The sequence below is a fragment of the Blastococcus sp. SYSU DS0617 genome, from assembly GCF_054051075.1.
Genome location: NZ_JBJHAO010000008.1, coordinates 110,056 through 127,228, shown reverse-complemented (window position 1 = coordinate 127,228; position 17,173 = coordinate 110,056). Strand labels below are relative to the sequence as shown.

The following is a 17,173-nucleotide window of genomic DNA, read 5'->3' as shown; positions in this document are numbered from 1 at the left end:
ACGCGCTGGGATCAGGTCACCTGATCCCAGCGTGGGTGCCGATCAGCCGCGGGTGGCGGCGAGCACGCGGGCGCCGGCCTCGGCGACCGGCACCTCCTCGCGCTCGCCGGTCCTGCGGTCGCGCACCTCGATGACGCCCTCGGCCAGGCCGCGGCCGACGGTGACGATGGTGGGCATCCCGAGCAGCTCGGCGTCCTTGAACTTCACGCCCGGGCTGACCTTGGGCCGGTCGTCGTAGAGCACCGTGAGCCCGGCGGCCACCAGCTCGGCGGCCAGCGCCTCGGCGGCCTCGAAGACCGCGGCGTCCTTGCCCGTGGCGACGACGTGCACGTCGGCCGGCGCGACCTCGCGCGGCCAGACCAGGCCCAGCTCGTCGTGGGTGGACTCGGCGATGGCGGCGACGGCGCGGGAGACGCCGATGCCGTAGGAGCCCATGGTGACCGTGACGAGCTTGCCGTTCTCGTCGAGGACGGTGAGGTCCAGCGCCTCGGCGTACTTGCGGCCCAGCTGGAAGATGTGGCCCATCTCGACACCGCGGGCGAGCTCCAGCGGACCGGAGCCGTCGGGCGCGGGGTCGCCGGGCAGCACCTCGGCGGCCTCGATGACGCCGTCCCAGGTGAAGTCGCGGCCGGCGACGAGGTCGAACACGTGCTTGCCCGCCTCGTTGGCGCCGGTGACCCACCGGGTGCCGGCGACCACGCGCGGGTCGACCAGGTAGCGGATCGTGGACTCGCTCTCCGCACCCAGCACCTGCGGGCCGATGTAGCCCTTCACCAGCGCCGGGTTGCCCGCGAAGTCGGTGAACGGCTCGACCTCGGCCGGGGCGAGCTGGGCCTCGAGGCGCTTGGCGTCGACGTCCCGGTCGCCGGGCAGCCCGATGACCAGTGGCTCACGGGAGCCGTCGGGGTGCACCAGCGTGACGACGACGTTCTTCAGCGTCGAGGCCGCGGTGTAGCCGGCGTCGGGGAACAGCTGCTGCGCGACGGCGACCAGCGTCTCGATGGTCGGGGTGTCGGGGGTGTCCTCGACGTGCGCCTCGGGCAGCCCGTCGAACGGGATCTCGTCGGGGACGACGGTGGTGACCGCCTCGACGTTGGCCGCGTACCCACCGGGCGAGCGGACGAAGGTGTCCTCGCCGATCGCGGTCGGGTGCAGGAACTCCTCGCTCTTGGAGCCGCCCATCGCACCCGACATCGCCGAGACGATCACGTACTCCAGCCCCAGCCGGTCGAAGATCCGGATGTAGGCATCGCGGTGCAGGGCGTAGCTCTTGTCCAGGCCGGCGTCGTCGATGTCGAAGGAGTAGCTGTCCTTCATCGTGAACTCGCGGCCGCGGAACAGACCGGCGCGGGGCCGCGCCTCGTCCCGGAACTTGGTCTGGATCTGGTACAGCGAGACCGGCAGGTCCTTGTAGGAGCCGTAGAGGTCCTTCACCAGGAGCGTGAACATCTCCTCGTGCGTGGGGCCGAGGAGGAAGTCGTTGCCGCGGCGGTCCTGCAGGCGGAAGAGGTTGGGTCCGTACTCGGTCCACCGGCCGGTCGCCTCGTACGGCTCGCGGGGCAGCAGCGAGGGGAAGGCCACCTCCTGCGCGCCCATCGCGTCCATCTCCTCACGGATGATGCGCTCGACGTTGCGGAAGACCCGGTAGCCCAGCGGCAGCCAGGTGAAGCCACCCGGCGCGGCCCGGCGGATGTACCCGCCGCGGGCGAGCAGGCGGTGGCTGGCGACCTCGGCGTCGGCCGGGTCGTCACGCAGGGTCCGCAGGAACAGGGTCGACATCCGGAGCAGCACGCCGACGAGTCTCCCAGGCCCGGCGACCCCTTATCCGACGACCCTGCCCCGCAGCACCGTCCGTTGCGGCGACTGCAACGTGTCCAGGTCCGCGCGGGGGTCGTCCGCGTAGACGACGACATCGGCCGGCGCGCCCTCCTCGATGCCGCGCAGCCCCAGCCACTCGCGCGCCTTCCACGAGCCGGCCGCCAGCGCGTCCTCGGCGGGGATGCCCGCCTCGCACAAGGCGCGGATCTCGTCGGCGATCACGCCGTGGTCGATACCGCCGCCGGCGTCGGTGCCGGCGAACACCGGGACACCGGCCTCGAACGCGGCCCGCACGACGGCGCCGGAGTTCGCGTACAGCCGCCGCATCGTGGACGCGTACGTGGGGAACTTCTTCTCCCCCGCCGCGGCGAACCCGGGGAAGTTCTCCACGTTCACCAGCGTCGGGACGACGGCGGTGCCCCGGCGGGCCATCTCGCCGATGAGCTCCTCGGTCAGCCCGGTGCCGTGCTCGATGCAGTCGATGCCGGCCGCGATGAGCGCGGGCAGCGCGTCGGTGCCGAACGTGTGCGCGGTGACCCGCGCGCCCTCTTCGTGCGCCGCCGCGATCGCCGCGGCCACCACGTCGGCCGGCCACTCGGCGGCGAGGTCGCCGACCGAGCGGTCGATCCAGTCCCCCACCAGCTTGACCCAGCCGTCGCCGCGCCGGGCCTGCACGCGGGTCTGCTCGACCAGATCCTCGGGCTCGATCTCGATGCCCAGGCCCGGGATGTACCGGCGGGTCCGGGCGATGTGCCGGCCGGCGCGGATGATCGTCGGCAGGTCCGGGTCGTCGTCCAGCGCCCGGGTGTCCACCGGCGATCCGCAGTCGCGCAGCGCCAGCACCCCGGCGTCGCGCTCGGCCAGCGCCTGGGCGCGGGCCTCCGTGAGGTCCTCGGCGTGCCCGCCGCCGCGCAGGATGCCGACGTGGCAGTGCGCGTCGACCAGCCCGGGCACCAGCCAGCCACCGAGGCTGACCGTCTCCGCACCCGGCACCGGCTCGAAGGTGAACCGGCCCTCCCGCACCCAGACGTCGCGGTGCTCACCGGCGGGCAGCACCACACCGGACAGGTGCAGCGGGGGCAGCGGCGCGCTCACCGCCCGTTGCCGTCCTTGAACTGGTCGAAGTTCAGCTTCGTGAGGTCGGGCATCCCCTGACCCGGGGGCAGGTTCGGCATGCCACCCGGCATCCCGCCGAAGGGGTTGCCGGCGCCCGGAGGGAGTCCGGGGGCCCCGACCGGCCGGCGGGCGGGACCGCCCTTGCCCTTGCCGCCCTTGCCCTTCTTGCCCTTCTTCGACTGCGCCTGCATCTGCCGGCCGCGGGCCTTCTTCGACATCGGCCCCATGCCGGGCATGCCCATGCTGCCGGCCATCTGGCCCATCATCTTCTGCGCCTGCGCGAAGCGTTCCAGCAGGCTGTTGACCTCGCTGACGGTCACGCCGGAACCGTTCGCGATGCGCACCCGCCGCGAGGCGTTGATGATCTTGGAGTTGACCCGCTCCTGCGGCGTCATCGACCGGATGATCGCCGTCGTCCGGTCCAGGTCGCGGTCGTCGACCTGCTTGAGCTGCTCCTTCATCTGCCCGGCACCCGGCAGCATGCCGAGCAGGTTGGCGATCGGCCCCATCTTGCGGATGGCCAGCATCTGCTCGAGGAAGTCCTCGAGGGTGAAGCCCTCGCGGGAGGCCATCTTGCCGGCGATGCGCTCGGCCTGGTCGGCATCGAAGGTCTTCTCGGCCTGCTCGATCAGCGTGAGGACGTCGCCCATGCCGAGGATGCGCGAGGCCATCCGCTCGGGGTGGAAGACGTCGAAGTCGGTCAGCTTCTCGCCGGTGGAGGCGAACATGATCGGCTGCCCGGTCACGTGCCGGACCGACAGCGCCGCACCACCCCGGGCGTCGCCGTCGAGCTTGGTGAGGACGACGCCGCTGAAGCCGACCCCGTCCTGGAACGCCTGCGCCGTGGTGACGGCGTCCTGGCCGATCATCGCGTCGACGACGAACAGGGTTTCGTCCGGCTGCACGGCGTCGCGGATGTCCGCCGCCTGCTGCATCAGCTCCGCGTCGATGCCCAGCCGGCCGGCGGTGTCGACGACGACGACGTCGTGCATCGTGCGGCGGGCGTGGTCGATCGAGTCTCGGGCCACCTGCACCGGGTTGCCGACCCCGTTGCCCGGCTCGGGGGCGTAGACGTCGACCCCCGCCTGGCCGGCGACGATGGACAGCTGGTTGACCGCGTTCGGGCGCTGCAGGTCGCAGGCCACGAGCAGCGGGGTGTGCCCCTGCTCCTTGAGCCAGCGGCCGAGCTTGCCGGCGAGCGTGGTCTTACCGGCACCCTGCAGACCGGCCAGCATGATCACCGTCGGCGACTGCTTGGCCAGCCGGATGCGGCGGGTCTCGCCACCGAGGATGGCGATGAGCTCCTCGTTGACGATCTTGATGACCTGCTGCGCCGGGTTGAGGGCCTGGGAGACCTCCGCGCCGCGGGCGCGCTGCTTCACGGCATCGATGAAGGCCCGCACGGCGGGCAGGGCGACATCGGCCTCGAGCAGCGCGATACGGATCTCGCGCGCGGTGGCGTCGATGTCGGCGTCGGTCAGCCGACCCTTGCCCCGCAGGCCGGTGAAGACCTTGTCCAGGCGGTCGGAGAGGGTCTCGAACACAACACGTCCTCAGCAGTCACGGGCGCGAGACACGTCGCGCCGTCCGTCCCGAGGGTATCGACGGACTAGGCGGCGTGCGTCAGGCCCGACCCGACGACGTCTCCGACGGGGACACCGGTCACCAGCGCGGCACCACAGTCCACGCAGGCCCACTCCGGGCACTGCCCGCCGTCCTCGGTGTGCCCGTCGATGCATGCCGGCTGCACGAACTCGCGCTCGTCGCCGCAGTCGGAGCAGTGCCAGAACTGGTTGTCCACGACGCGTCCTTCCCCCGGTGGGACCGTTCCGTCCCGCTCGGTACCGACCGTCGCACGCGCCACCGACAGGTTTCCGCACGCGCGGCGGCGTGTCGCCGGCCCGCGGGTCAGGGGGCCATGGTCCGCGGCGCCTCGACCGCCGGGCGCATCGCCCCGATCAGCGCCGCGTCCACCCGCTGCCGCTGCTCCGGGTCGACGGGGTCACCGGAGGGGTTGCACACGTAGAAGCAGTCGACCGCGTCCGCGCCGAGGGTCTCGATGCGGGCCGAGGTGACGTCGAGCCCCTCCCCCGCGATCGCCGCCGTCAGCCGGTACAGCAGCCCGGCGCGGTCACCGGCCCGGACCTCGACGATGCCGGTGGCCGCACCGCTGACCTCGCTGTTGTGCCAGGAGATCCGCGGCGGCGCGGACCGTACGCCGTCCTCGCGGTAGTCGGCCTCCCGCTGCCGGAGGCGGGCGGCCAGCGGCAGGCTGCCCTCCAGCGCGGCGCGCACGCCGTCGGCCAGGATCTCCGGGACGGGGGCGCGGCCGAACCGGGGGCGCACCGCGAACACGCTGACGGCGTAGGAGTCCGCCACGGTGATCTTCGCCGCCCGCACGTCCAGCTGGTTGAGCGCCAGCACGCCGGCGCAGGTGCTCAGCAGACCCGGCCGGTCGGGCGCCCCGATGGTCACCTGCTGGCCGTCGGCGACGTCCTCGATGCCGACGGTCACCGTACCGGTCCAGCCGGGGACGTCGGGCATGGTGGCGGTCGCCTGCGGGGTGACGGGGTGCAGCACAGGGCTGGCCTCGCCGGTGGGGGTCCCGGCGAGCTTGCCCTGCACCCGCGCCACCAGCGCCGCCACGAGATGGGCCTTCCAGGGGGACCAGGCCGAGGTACTGGTGGCGGCGCCGTCGGCCTGTGCCAGCGCGTGCAGGAGCTGGAGGACGGCGGTGTCGGCGCCGATGGTGGCCGCCACCCGGTCGATCGTCGCGGGGTCGTCGATGTCGCGGCGGGTCGCGGTCGCGGGGAGCAGAAGGTGATGGCGCACCAGCGTGGCGATGACCGCCACATCGGGCTCGGCGAAGCCCATGCGGGTCGCGATGGCGGCGGCGATCGGCTCCCCCACCTCGCTGTGGTCGCCCGGCCACCCCTTGCCGATGTCGTGCAGCAGCGCGGCGACCAGCAGCAGGTCGGGGCGGTCGACGTCCCGGGTCAGCTCGGCCGCGGCGGCCGCGGCCTCGACCAGGTGGCGGTCCACGGTGAAGCGGTGCCACGGATGGCGCTGCGGCAGCGAGCGGATGCGGTCCCACTCCGGGATGAGCCGGGACAGCAGGCCCTCCTGGTCCAACTGCTCCAGCACGGGGACGGCGGAGCGGCCGCTGGCCAGCAGGCGGAGGAACGACCAGCGCACCTCCGGCGGCCAGGGATCGGGCAGCTGCTGGCTGTGCACGGCGAGCACCTTGAGCGTGTAGGGCGACAGCAGCAGGTCGACCCGGGCCGCGGCGGCCGCGGCCCGCAGGAGCAGCCCCGGATCGGCGGCCGGGCGGGCGTCGCGGGCGAGCACGACCTCGTCCCCCTGACGGACGACGCCGTCGGCCAGCGGCTCGCGGCGCACCCGCCGGTACCGGCTCCGGGGAGGCCGGACCAGGGCCGTCTCGACGCGCCGCCATGTCTCGTCGGCGACGAAGGCCAGCCGGCGGCCGGCCAGGCTCACCTCGCGCAGCAGCGCGTCCTCCCCGGACAGGCCGAGGGCGACGGCGACGGGGCGCTGCTCCTGGCGCACCAGGACGTCGGTGGGCCGGCCGCTGCGCCGCCGGAGCTCGTCGCGCACGTCGAGCAGGAAGGAGTAGGCGGCCTCGACCTCCGCCGTGGGCTCGTCGGCGAGCTGCGCGGCGGCCACCGCCCGCAGCACCTGGCCCTCGCGCAGCCCGCCGTAGGCCTCCTTGAGGTCCGGCTCGAGCAGGAACGCCAGCTCGCCGACCTGCCGCGCGCGCCCGCGCCGCAGGTCGCGCAGCGCCGGGAGCAGCCGGGAACCGGTCTGCCGCCAGCTGCTCAGCGTGGCGGCGCGCAGCCGGCCGGCCAGTTCCGGGTCGCCGGCCACGAGCCGGGCGTCCAGCAGTCCGAGCCCGGCCTTGACGTCACTGGAGGCGACCGACACGGCCTCGGCCACCGAGCGCACGGAGTGGTCCAGCCGCAGCCCGGCGTCCCAGACGGGGTACCAGAGCGCGTCGGCGATGGCGGCGATCTCGGGGCGGCCGTCGTGGACGAGCACCAGGTCCAGGTCGCCGTAGGGAGGCAGCTCCCGGCGCCCGAGGCTGCCCACCGCCATCAGCGCGAGCCCCTCGGTGCCCGTCCGGGGAGGGGCGCCGCCGCGGCGCGGCAGCGGCGGCGGGGTACCGGCGACGGCGTCGTCCAGCAGCCCGGCGAGCCAGGCGTCGACGGCCCGCACGCGCTCGGCGCGGGTCAGTCCTGGCAGCGCCTCGGTGTCCAGCACGCGTTCCCCTCCGGTGACGGCCTCGCCCAGGTGGTGCGTCGGCCGGGGCGGTGGGCGGTCCACCACCCCGGCCGACGGGTGCGCTCAGCGGGAGCGCGTCAGAGCGCGTCGTCCCCGCGCTCGCCGGTGCGGACGCGCACGATCTCGTCGATCGTGGTCACCCACACCTTGCCGTCGCCGATCTGGCCGGTCGAGGCGGCCTCGACGACGGCGTCCACCACGCGGGCGGCGTCCAGCTCGCTGACGACGACCTCGATGCGGACCTTCGGCACGAAGTCCACCTGGTACTCCGCGCCGCGGTAGACCTCGGTGTGACCGCGCTGGCGACCGAAGCCCTGGACCTCGCTCACGGTGAGACCGGCGACGCCGATCAGCTCCAGAGCGTTCTTGACGTCGTCGAGCTTGAACGGCTTGACGATCGCGGTGACGAGCTTCATGCCCGGCTCCCTTCCGTGTTACGGGCCTCGGCGCGCGCCTGGCCGGACAGTGGTGCGGTCGAACCGCTGCTGCCGAGCGAGGCGAAGTCGTATCCCGACTCCGCGTGCACGACGTTGTCGATACCGGCGACCTCGTCATCCTCGCTGATCCGGAAGCCGATCGTCTTCTGGATGAGGGTGCCGATGATCCAGGTCACCACGAAGGAGAACAGCAGGACGGCGACGGCGCCGACGACCTGGCGCCAGAGCTGGTCGACCCCGCCACCGTAGAAGAGTCCGTCGACGCCCGACGGCGAGTCCGCCGAGCCGAGGAAGCCGATGGCGATGGTGCCCCACAGGCCACCGACGAGGTGCACGCCCACGACGTCGAGGGAGTCGTCGTAGCCCAGCGTGTACTTCAGGCCCACGGCCAGCGCGCACAGCGCACCGGCGATGACACCGATCAGGATCGCGCCGATGGGCGAGACCGCGTTGCAGGCCGGGGTGATGGCCACCAGCCCGGCGACGACACCGGAGGCCGCGCCCAGCGAGGTGGAGTGGCCGTCGCGCATCTTCTCGACGAGCAGCCAGCCGAGGATGGCGGCACCGGTCGCGACCAGGGTGTTCACCCACGCCACCGACGCGGTGTTGTTCGCGGCCAGCGCGGAGCCGGCGTTGAAGCCGAACCAGCCGAACCACAGCAGCCCGGCGCCGATCATGACCAGGGGCAGGTTGTGCGGGCGCATGGCCTCGCGGCCGAACCCGCGGCGCTTGCCGAGCACGAAGGCCAGCGCCAGGCCGGCCGCACCGGCGTTGATGTGCACGGCGGTACCACCGGCGAAGTCGAGGGCCGCCAGGTCGTTGGCGATCCAGCCACCCACGATGTCGTCGGCGTCGAAGGCGAAGACCCAGTGCGCGACCGGGAAGTACACGATGGTCGCCCAGATGCCGGCGAAGACCATCCAGGAACCGAACTTCGCCCGGTCGGCGATGGCGCCGGAGATCAGCGCGACGGTGATGATCGCGAACACGGCCTGGAAGCCGACGAACGCCATCGTGGGCAGGCCGCCCTCCTCGCTGGTGGTGTCCTCCATGAGCCCGTTGAGCCCGAAGAACTCACCCGGGTTGCCGAGGATCCCGGCACCCCCGACGCTGTCCCCGAAGGCGATCGAGTAGCCGTAGAGGACCCACAGGACGCTGATCAGTGCCAGCGCCCCGAAGCTCATCATCATCATGTTGAGCACGCTCTTCGCGCGGACCATGCCGCCGTAGAAGAGCGCGAGCCCGGGAGTCATCAGCAGCACGAGCGCCGCGCTGGTGAGGATCCAGGCGGTGTCGCCGGTGTTGACCACGGCAACCTCCTGAGGGGGTCGTCGGCCGGGGCGGCCGTTCGGTGGAGCCGGCCCTCCGGCGGGAGGGCGACGTGGCGTTCACCGTGCCGGGGGCGTGTTTCTGCGAGCAGCGCGCCGCTGTTTCGCGGCGGTGAACTCCGCACCGCGTGTCGGCCCCCCACGTTGCAGGCGTGTTGCGCGCACCCCCTCAGGGGGAACTCAGCCGACGATGTCCGTGCGTCGGCCTCCGCCCGCGGTCCGCTCCTCGCTCGCCGGCGCTCGCTGCGATGCTCCCGCCGGCGTCACCCGACGATCGCCTCCGCGAAGGCCCGCGGCTCGAACGGCGCCAGGTCGTCGGCCCCCTCCCCCAGGCCGATCAGCTTCACCGGGATGCCCAGCTCCTGCTGCACGCGGACCACGATGCCGCCCTTGGCGGTGCCGTCGAGCTTGGTGAGCACCACGCCGGTCACCTCGACGGCCTCGGTGAACACCCGGGCCTGGACGACGCCGTTCTGCCCGGTCGTGGCGTCCAGGACCAGCAGCACCTCGGTGACCGGCGCCTGCTTCTCCACGACCCGCTTGACCTTGCCGAGCTCGTCCATCAGCCCCGACTTGGTGTGCAGCCGGCCCGCGGTGTCGACGACGACGGTGTCCGCCTCGGCCTCCATGCCGGTGCGCACGGCCTCGAACGCGACCGACGCCGGGTCGCCGCCCTCCCGGCCGCGCACGGTGAGCACGCCGACCCGCTCGCCCCATGTCTCCAGCTGGTCGGCCGCCGCGGCGCGGAAGGTGTCGGCGGCACCGAGGACCACGCTCTTGCCGTCGCCGACCAGCGCCCGCGCGATCTTGCCGACCGTCGTCGTCTTGCCGGCGCCGTTGACCCCCACGACCAGCACCACACCGGGGCGTCCCTCGTGCCGGTCGGTGCCCAGCGTGCGGTCGAGCTCGGGCCCGAGGACGGCGGTGAGCTCGTCGACGACCAGCTCGCGCAGCTCGGCGCCCGAGGCGGTCGCCAGGACCATCGACTGCGTGCGCAGGCGCTGCACGATCTGCGTGGTGGCCGCGATGCCGATGTCGGCGGCGAGGAGGGTCTCCTCGATCTCCTCCCAGTCGTCCTCGGTCAGCTTCTCGCGGGCCAGCACGGTGAGCAGGCCGCGCCCCAGGGAGGACTGCGAGCGCGCCAGCCGGGAGCGCAGCCGGACGAGGCGGCCGGCCGACGGTGGCGGCGTCTCGAAGACCAGGCCCGGCTCGGCCTGCGCCGGCGGCAGCTCGACGGTCTCGGGCGGCAGCCCCAGCCCCGACGCGGTCGAGCCCGTGCGGGCAGGCGGCGCCTCGGTGTCCGCCGGCCGCGGGCGGGTCAGCGTGGTGCCGGCGACGTCGTCGTCGTCGAGGCGGGTGGTGCGCCGCCCCGCGTTGACGAGCAGCCCGATCCCGGCGATCAGCGCGACGACGAGGATCCCGATCGCGATCAGCACGAATTCCATGCCGCGAGTCTTCCAGTCCTGACCGGCACCGCCGAGGCGGCTCCCGGCCCCAGGCGGCTCCCAGCTCGGTAGGCCAGGCTGGACCCCATGCAGCCGACTCGACCGAGCACCCCCACCCTCCTGCTCGGCCCCCTGCTGCGGCACGTCGACCCGGTCTCGGCGACCGTCTGGGTGGAGACCGACCGGCCCTGCGAGGTCGACGTCCTGGGCCGCAGCGCACGCACCTTCTGCGTCGCCGACCACCACTACGCGCTGGTCGTCGTGGAGGGCCTCGAGCCGGGCAGCACCACGCCCTACGAGGTCCGGCTCGACGACGCCCGGGTGTGGCCGCCGCAGGACTCGGAGTTCCCGGCCAGCCGGATCCGGACGCCGGGCGGCCCCGGCCCCTTCCGCCTGGCGTTCGGCTCCTGCCGCTACGCCAGCCCGCGCACGGTCGAGGAGAGCGAGGGCATCCCGCCCGACGCGCTCGACCTCTACGCCCAGCGGATCGCCGCGCAGCCCGAGGAGCGCTGGCCCGACGCCCTGGTGCTCCTGGGCGACCAGGTCTACGCCGACGAGCTCACGAAGCACACGACGTCGCTGCTCCACCGCGGGCGCGACCGGCACGCCGCGCACCAGTCGCCGGACGACCAGGTCGCGGACTTCGAGGAGTACACCCGGCTCTACTACGAGTCGTGGCAGGACCCGCAGGTGCGGTGGCTGCTGTCCACCATTCCGTCGTCGATGATCTTCGACGACCACGAGATGATCGACGACTGGAACACCTCGGCGGCCTGGCGGGCGACGGCCTCGCAGGAGCCCTGGTGGAAGGGCCGGATCACCGGCGGCCTGGTCAGCTACTGGGTCTACCAGCACCTGGGCAACCTCAGCCCGCAGGAGCTGGCGGCGAACGAGACCTGGCAGGCGATCCAGGACCTGAGCGATGACGCCCCCCTCCGCGACGCCGAGCCGCTGCTGCGCGAGATGGCCGAGCTGGCCGACGCGGAACCGGCGACGATCCGGTGGAGCTACGTCCGGCACTGGGGCGACGTGCGGCTGCTCATGGTCGACAGCCGGGCCGGCCGGGTCCTGGAGGAGCAGCACCGCCGGATGCTCGACGAGGAGGAGTTCGACTGGGTCGAGGCCGCGATGCGCCGGGCCGTCGACGAGGGCGTCGAGCACCTCGTCGTCGGCACCTCGCTGCCCTGGCTGCTGCCGCACGCGATCCACAACATCGAGCGGTGGAACGAGACGCTCAACGTGCGCCACCACGGACGCTGGCGCGGCCGGCTCTCGGAGAAGATCCGGCAGGCCGCCGACCTGGAGCACTGGTCGGCGTTCGGCCACTCCTTCGAGCGGCTGGGTGCGGCACTGACGGCGGTCGCCCGGGGCGAGCACGGCCGGGCACCGGCCACGGCACTGGTCCTCTCCGGCGACGTCCACCACGCCTACGCCGCCGAGCTGGTGCGCCCGGGCGATCTGCAGGCCCGGGTGCACCAGCTCACCGTCTCGCCGCTGCACAACCAGGCGCCGCACCCGATCCGCATCGGCTTCAAGATCGGCTGGAGCCGGGCCGCGCGTCGCTGGACCGAGCGCCTGGCGCGTCTGGTCAAGTCCGAGCCCACGGCGCTGCGGTGGGACAAGCAGGCCGGCCCGTTCTTCGGCAACCAGATCGGGGAGCTGGTGCTGGACGGTCGGGAGGCGCGCTTCCTGCTGTCGGTCTCGGAGATCGGCGACGAGTCCCTGCGCGAGGTGCTCGACGCCCGGCTGTCCGATGCCTGAGAAGCTGGCGCGGTGACCGACGCATTCGGCATCCGACCCGCACCGGGGCCCGACCAGCCGCCCATCCCCGTCCGGCTGGTCACCTTGAACACCCACCACGGGGTCGGGGACGACGACCGGCACGACCTGCCGCGGCTGGCCAAGGTGCTGGCCGACGCCGACGCCGACGTCATCTGCCTGCAGGAGGTCGACCGCTGGTTCGGCGAGCGCAGCGAGGACGTCGACCAGGCGCTGCTGCTCTCCCGGGCGCTGGACATGCAGCTGGCCTGGGGGCCGGCCATCGACGAGCCGCACCCGGGCGACCGCCCGCGCCGCCAGTACGGCAACGCGCTGCTCTCCCGGCTGCCGATCCTGATCAGCGACGTCCACCGGCTGCCCGGCGCGGGCGAGCCCCGCAGCGCGCTGCGCACCATGCTCGAGCTCGACGGCGGCACGCTGTGGGTCACCGCCACGCACCTGACCACCCGCTCGGCCGCCGAGCGGGAGCAGCAGGTCGGCGCCCTCTCCGCCCTGCACACCGAGCAGATGGCCTCCGGCGTCCTCGTGGGTGACTTCAACGCCCGGCCCGACGCTCCGGAGCTGCACCCGTTGCGGGAGCGCTTCACCGACGCCTGGGAGCTCGCCGAGGACCGCGGCGACCAGGCCGGCTGGCGCTTCTGGCAGCGGGACGAGGGGCACACCCACCCGGCGCACTCGCCGCACCGGCGCATCGACCAGGCCTGGGTCTCCCCCGGCGTCACCGTCGCGAGCGCGCGGGTGCTGGACGCCGACGGGGCGTCGGACCACCTGCCGCTCGTGGTCGACCTGCGGATCCCCTCCGGCGTCTGAGCCCCGTGGCTGCACTCGTCGCCGGAGACGATCCCCTGGCGCGCACCGTCAGCGGGACGTTCTACCGCGCCGTGGACCCGGCCCACCGCGCGGCCGCGCTCGCCGGCTCGCGGTCGGCCGGCCGGTACTCCCCCGCGGACGTCCCGACGCTCTACCTCAGCGCATCGCGGGAGGGTGTCGCCGCCGCGATGATCGCCCACTCCGGCGCGCGGAGCACGGCGCTCGACGTGCCGGCGTTCGCGGTGGCGGCCGACCGGATCGTCGACCTGCGCGCGCACGAGGCGCTGCGGTCGGTCGGCATCGATCCCGCGGACGCCGCCGCCGACTGGCAGGACACCGTCGCGGCCGGCGGCTGCCCACCGTCGTGGCGGGTCCGCCAGGCGCTCGAGCGGCGGGGTGCGCACGGCCTCATCGACCCCTCGCGCAGGCGGCCGGACCTCTGGCACCTGGTGCTCTTCACCTGGAACCGGCCGGGCGCGCCCAGCGTTCGCGAGATCCCGGGCTGAGGGATGGGTCGGCCGGCCGGGGCGGCCGTCCCGCTCAGGCGGCCGGCAGCTCGCGGAGCCGCTGGCTGATGACGCCGGTGATGCCGTCGCCGCGCATGCTCACGCCGTAGAGCGCGTCGGCGATCTCCATCGTCCGCTTCTGGTGGGTGATGACGATGAGCTGGGAGGTGGACCGCAGCTGCTCGACCAGCGTGAGCAGCCGGCCCAGGTTGACGTCGTCCAGCGCCGCCTCGACCTCGTCGAGGACGTAGAACGGCGAGGGCCGGGCCCGGAAGATCGCCACGAGCAGCGCGACGGCGGTCAGGGACCGCTCGCCACCGGACAGCAGGGACAGCCGCTTGACCTTCTTGCCCGGCGGGCGCGCCTCGACCTCGATGCCGGTGGTGAGCATGCTGTCGGGCTCGGTGAGCACCAGCCGGCCCTGCCCGCCCGGGAACAGCGTGGCGAAGACGCCCTCGAACTCCCGGGCGACGTCGGCGAAGGCCGTGGCGAAGACGTCGTGGATCCGGTCGTCGACCTCGCGGACGACGGTGAGCAGGTCGCGGCGGGTGCTCTTGAGGTCCTCGAGCTGGGTGGCGAGGAACGTGTGCCGCTCCTCGAGCGCCGCGAACTCCTCGAGGGCGAGCGGGTTGACCTTGCCCAGGGTGGCGAGGTCGCGCTCGGCGCGGGCCGCACGACGCTCCTGCACCGCCCGGTCGTAGGGGCTGGGGGCCGGCGGTTCGTCGCCGGCGGCCTCCGCCGCGGCCTCCTCCGCCGGGGACGGCGGGACGGGGGCGACCGGCCCGTACTCGGCGACCAGCGTCGGCAGGTCGACGCCGTACTCCTCGGCGGCCCGGCCCTCGAGCGCCTCGATGCGCAGCCGCTGCTCGGCCCGTGCGACCTCGTCGCGATGCACCTCGTCGGTGAGCCGGTCCAGCTCGGCGGTCGCGGCACGCACCCGGCCGCGCACCTCGAGCAGCTCGGCCTCGGCGGCCGCCCGGCCGGTGGCCAGCGCGTCCCGCTCGGCCGCGGCCCGCGCCAGTGACCCGGTCAGGGCGACCAGCGCCCGCTCGGCGTCGGCACGGACCCGCTCGGCCACGGTCGCGCCGCGCCGGCGCGCGGCCCGGGCCTCGGCCGCGCGCTCGCGAGCGGCACGTTCCTGCCGGGCCTGGCGGCGCAGCGACTCGGCGCGGCCCTGGAGTGCCCGCGCGCGCTCCTCGGCGGTGCGCACCGCGAGCCGGGCCTCGGTCTCCCCCTGCCGGGCCGTCGCCACCTCGGCGCGCAGCCGGTCGCGCTGCTCGGTGGGCGGCTCCTCCTCGACCGGCGCCGCCTCCGCCTCGGCGAGCCGGGACTCCAGGCCGCCGAGCGCGAGCTGCGCCGCCTCCAGCGCGCCCTCGGCGCGGACCCGTGCGCTCTCGTGCCGGTCGGCCTCGGCGGCGGCCGATCGCGCAGCGGCACCCAGCTCGGCCAGCTCCGCTGCGACCTTCGACCGGCCGCGGTCGGCCGCCTGCCGGGCCGCCTGGGTCTGGTCCACCTCGGCGGAGCGGGCGCGCGCCGCGTCCCGCGCGGCCGCCAGCTCGTCGGCGAGACCGGCGGCGCGCTCGATCGCGGCGCGCAGCTCGCGCTCGGCGTCGTCGACGCGGGCCCGGACCTCCAGGTTGGACGGCGCGTCCCGCTGACCGCCCTGCGCCCAGTCGGCGCCGAGCAGGTCGCCGTCGGCGGTGACGGCGCGGATCCGCGGGTGGGTGCCGACCAGCTCGACCGCCGCGGCGAGGTCGGGGACGACGGCCACCCGCTCGAGGGTGCGGGCCAGCGCGGGCCGCAGGTCCTCCGGGACCTCCACCACGTCCAGCGCCCAGCGGGCACCGGCCGGCAGCTCCGGCCAGCCGTCCCGGGGCACGGGTGGGAGTCCTCCGGTGACGAGCAGCCCCGCGCGGCCTCCGTCGGTGGCGCCCAGGTGGGTCAGCGCGGCGGCGGCCTCGGCCACGCCTGCCACGACGACGGCGTCGGCCATCCCGCCCAGGGCGGCGGCCAGCGCCACCTCGTCGCCGGGGTGGACCGTGAGCCGCTCGGTGACGGGCCCGAGGACGCCGGGCAGCCCGGCACCCAGCACGGCGGCCGCACCGTCGGCCGGAGTGAGGCCGAGGGCCAGGGCGTCGCGACGGGCCTGCCAGGACGCGCGGTCGCGCTCGGCGGCGCGCTCGGCGGCGGTCAGCTCGGTGACCGCGGCGGCGGCGGCGGCGTGCGCGGCGACGGCGTCCTGGTGCGCGGTGACCAGGGCGACGTCGGAGTCCTCCTGCTCGGCCACCTCGGCGCGCCGGTCGGCCAGCCGGTCCGCGGCGGCCTCGGCGCGCTCGGTCGCCTCGGCCGCGGCCAGCGCCAGACGCTCGATCTCGGCCTGTCCCGCGGTGACCCGGGAGCGCGCGGCCGCGACCTCGCCGGAGAGCCGGGCCAGCCCCTCGCGGCGGTCGGCCAGCGCGCGGGCAGCGGCAACCCAGGCCGCCTCCGCCTCGGCGAGGGCCGACTCCAGCCGGCCGCGCTCGGCGACGACGCCGGCCAGCCGGCTCCGCTCGGCCTCCAGGCCGGCGGCCAGCTCGGCCTCGTTCGCGGCGACGCGATCGGCCTCGGCGTCCAGCTGGTCGGGGTCGCGTCCCGGCGTCGCGGCCGGGCCCGCGGCGGACAGGTGCCGGGACCGCTCGGCGGCCAGCGAGGCCACGCCGCGGAACCGCTCGGTCAGCGCGGAGAGCCGGTACCAGGTGTCCGAGGCCGCGGCGAGCCTCGGTGCGCTCTCCGCCAGGCCCGACTCCAGCTCGGCCTCGCGCCGGGAGACGACCGCCAGGGTCTGCTCGACCTCGGACCGGCGCGTGCGGGCGGCGTCCTCGTCCGCGACGTCCTTCTCGAGCGCGTCGCGCAGCTGCACGAGGTCGTCGGCGAGCAACCGGAGCCGGGCGTCGCGGAGGTCGGCCTGCACGCCGGCGGCCCGCCGGGCGACCTCGGCCTGCCTGCCCAGGGGCTTGAGCTGGCGGCGCAGCTCGGCGGTGAGGTCGGCCAGCCGGTCGAGGTTGGCCTGCATCCCGTCGAGCTTCCGGAGCGCCTTCTCCTTGCGCTTGCGGTGCTTCAGGACCCCGGCGGCCTCCTCGATGAAGGCGCGGCGGTCCTCGGGACGGCCGGACAGGACGGCGTCGAGCTGGCCCTGGCCGACGATGACGTGCATCTCGCGGCCGATGCCGGAGTCGCTGAGCAGCTCCTGCACGTCGAGCAGCCGCACCTTGTCACCGTTGATCTCGTACTCGCTCTCCCCGGAGCGGTACATGCGGCGGGTGATCGACACCTCGGTGTACGCGATGGGCAGCGCGCCGTCGGTGTTGTCGATGGTCAGCGTCACCTCGGCGCGGCCCAGCGCCGGTCGCCCGGCGGTGCCGGCGAAGATGACGTCCTCCATCTTGCCGCCGCGCAGGCTCTTGGCGCCCTGCTCGCCGAGGACCCAGGCGATGGCGTCCACGACGTTGGACTTGCCCGACCCGTTGGGTCCGACGACGGCGGTGATGCCGGGCTCCAGCCGGAGCGTCGTCGCGGACGCGAAGGACTTGAAGCCCTTGAGCGTCAGGCTGGAGAGGTGCACGGGACGGGGAGCTTACTGTCGCCGGCCGCCCGGC

Annotated in this window: 12 protein-coding genes; 3 read left to right on the top strand and 9 right to left on the bottom strand. The window is 74.4% G+C overall.

All coding sequences use genetic code 11. The annotated features are described in order from the left end of the window. Positions 1–42: 42 nt before the first annotated feature. The 8 genes from ACI793_RS11165 to ftsY form a co-directional block, all read right to left on the bottom strand. Positions 43–1,791, bottom strand: a complete 1,749-nt coding sequence (locus ACI793_RS11165; protein WP_456606443.1) for a proline--tRNA ligase — start codon at positions 1,789–1,791, stop codon at positions 43–45. A 30-nt stretch (positions 1,792–1,821) separates the two neighbouring features. Next, complete coding sequence (locus tag ACI793_RS11160; protein ID WP_456606442.1) at positions 1,822–2,913, bottom strand: amidohydrolase family protein; 1,092 nt, start codon at positions 2,911–2,913, stop codon at positions 1,822–1,824. Then, on the bottom strand, positions 2,910–4,478 hold the full coding sequence (gene ffh, locus ACI793_RS11155; protein ID WP_456606441.1) for a signal recognition particle protein: 1,569 nt from the start codon (positions 4,476–4,478) through the stop codon (positions 2,910–2,912). Before ffh ends, ACI793_RS11160 begins: the two co-directional genes overlap by 4 nt. A 65-nt stretch (positions 4,479–4,543) precedes the next feature. Then, positions 4,544–4,735 carry a hypothetical protein gene (locus tag ACI793_RS11150; protein ID WP_456606440.1) on the bottom strand — a complete coding sequence of 64 codons (192 nt, stop codon included), beginning with the start codon at positions 4,733–4,735 and terminating at the stop codon, positions 4,544–4,546. Positions 4,736–4,842: 107 nt separating this feature from the next. Further along, positions 4,843–7,275: a [protein-PII] uridylyltransferase gene (locus tag ACI793_RS11145; protein ID WP_456606439.1), complete on the bottom strand. Its 2,433-nt coding sequence runs from the start codon at positions 7,273–7,275 to the stop codon at positions 4,843–4,845. A 35-nt stretch (positions 7,276–7,310) separates the two neighbouring features. Next, the gene (locus ACI793_RS11140; protein WP_091980408.1) at positions 7,311–7,649 is read right to left on the bottom strand and encodes a P-II family nitrogen regulator; all 339 of its coding nucleotides are present in this window, start codon (positions 7,647–7,649) and stop codon (positions 7,311–7,313) included. Then, on the bottom strand, positions 7,646–8,980 hold the full coding sequence (locus ACI793_RS11135) for an ammonium transporter (protein ID WP_456606438.1): 1,335 nt from the start codon (positions 8,978–8,980) through the stop codon (positions 7,646–7,648). Before ACI793_RS11135 ends, ACI793_RS11140 begins: the two co-directional genes overlap by 4 nt. 281 nt (positions 8,981–9,261) lie before the next feature. Continuing rightward, entirely contained in the window at positions 9,262–10,443 is a 1,182-nt protein-coding gene (ftsY, locus tag ACI793_RS11130; protein WP_456606437.1) for a signal recognition particle-docking protein FtsY, read from the bottom strand. A gap of 87 nt (positions 10,444–10,530) precedes the next feature. Here ftsY and ACI793_RS11125 point away from each other — a divergent pair, with 87 nt between their 5' ends. Genes ACI793_RS11125 through ACI793_RS11115 form a run of 3 tightly spaced genes read left to right on the top strand, consistent with a single transcriptional unit; the run spans position 10,531 to position 13,538 of the window. Then, entirely contained in the window at positions 10,531–12,204 is a 1,674-nt protein-coding gene (locus tag ACI793_RS11125) for an alkaline phosphatase D family protein (protein WP_456606436.1), read from the top strand. Between the two features lie 12 nt (positions 12,205–12,216). Next, on the top strand, positions 12,217–13,032 hold the full coding sequence (locus ACI793_RS11120) for an endonuclease/exonuclease/phosphatase family protein (RefSeq protein WP_456606435.1): 816 nt from the start codon (positions 12,217–12,219) through the stop codon (positions 13,030–13,032). Between the two features lie 5 nt (positions 13,033–13,037). Then, the gene (locus ACI793_RS11115) at positions 13,038–13,538 is read left to right on the top strand and encodes an RES family NAD+ phosphorylase (RefSeq protein WP_456606434.1); all 501 of its coding nucleotides are present in this window, start codon (positions 13,038–13,040) and stop codon (positions 13,536–13,538) included. 34 nt (positions 13,539–13,572) lie between these two features. On the opposite strand, the gene smc is transcribed toward ACI793_RS11115, so the two are convergent. Beyond that, the gene (smc, locus tag ACI793_RS11110) at positions 13,573–17,139 is read right to left on the bottom strand and encodes a chromosome segregation protein SMC (protein ID WP_456606433.1); all 3,567 of its coding nucleotides are present in this window, start codon (positions 17,137–17,139) and stop codon (positions 13,573–13,575) included. Positions 17,140–17,173 lie beyond the last annotated feature (34 nt).

Excerpts from the sequence above, each read along its gene's own strand:
- ftsY (WP_456606437.1), bottom strand. The coding sequence starts at position 10,443 with ATGGAATTCGTGCTGATCGCGATCGGGATCCTCGTCGTCGCGCTGATC.
- ACI793_RS11125 (WP_456606436.1), top strand. The coding sequence starts at position 10,531 with ATGCAGCCGACTCGACCGAGCACCCCCACCCTCCTGCTCGGCCCCCTG.
- ACI793_RS11140 (WP_091980408.1), bottom strand. The coding sequence starts at position 7,649 with ATGAAGCTCGTCACCGCGATCGTCAAGCCGTTCAAGCTCGACGACGTC.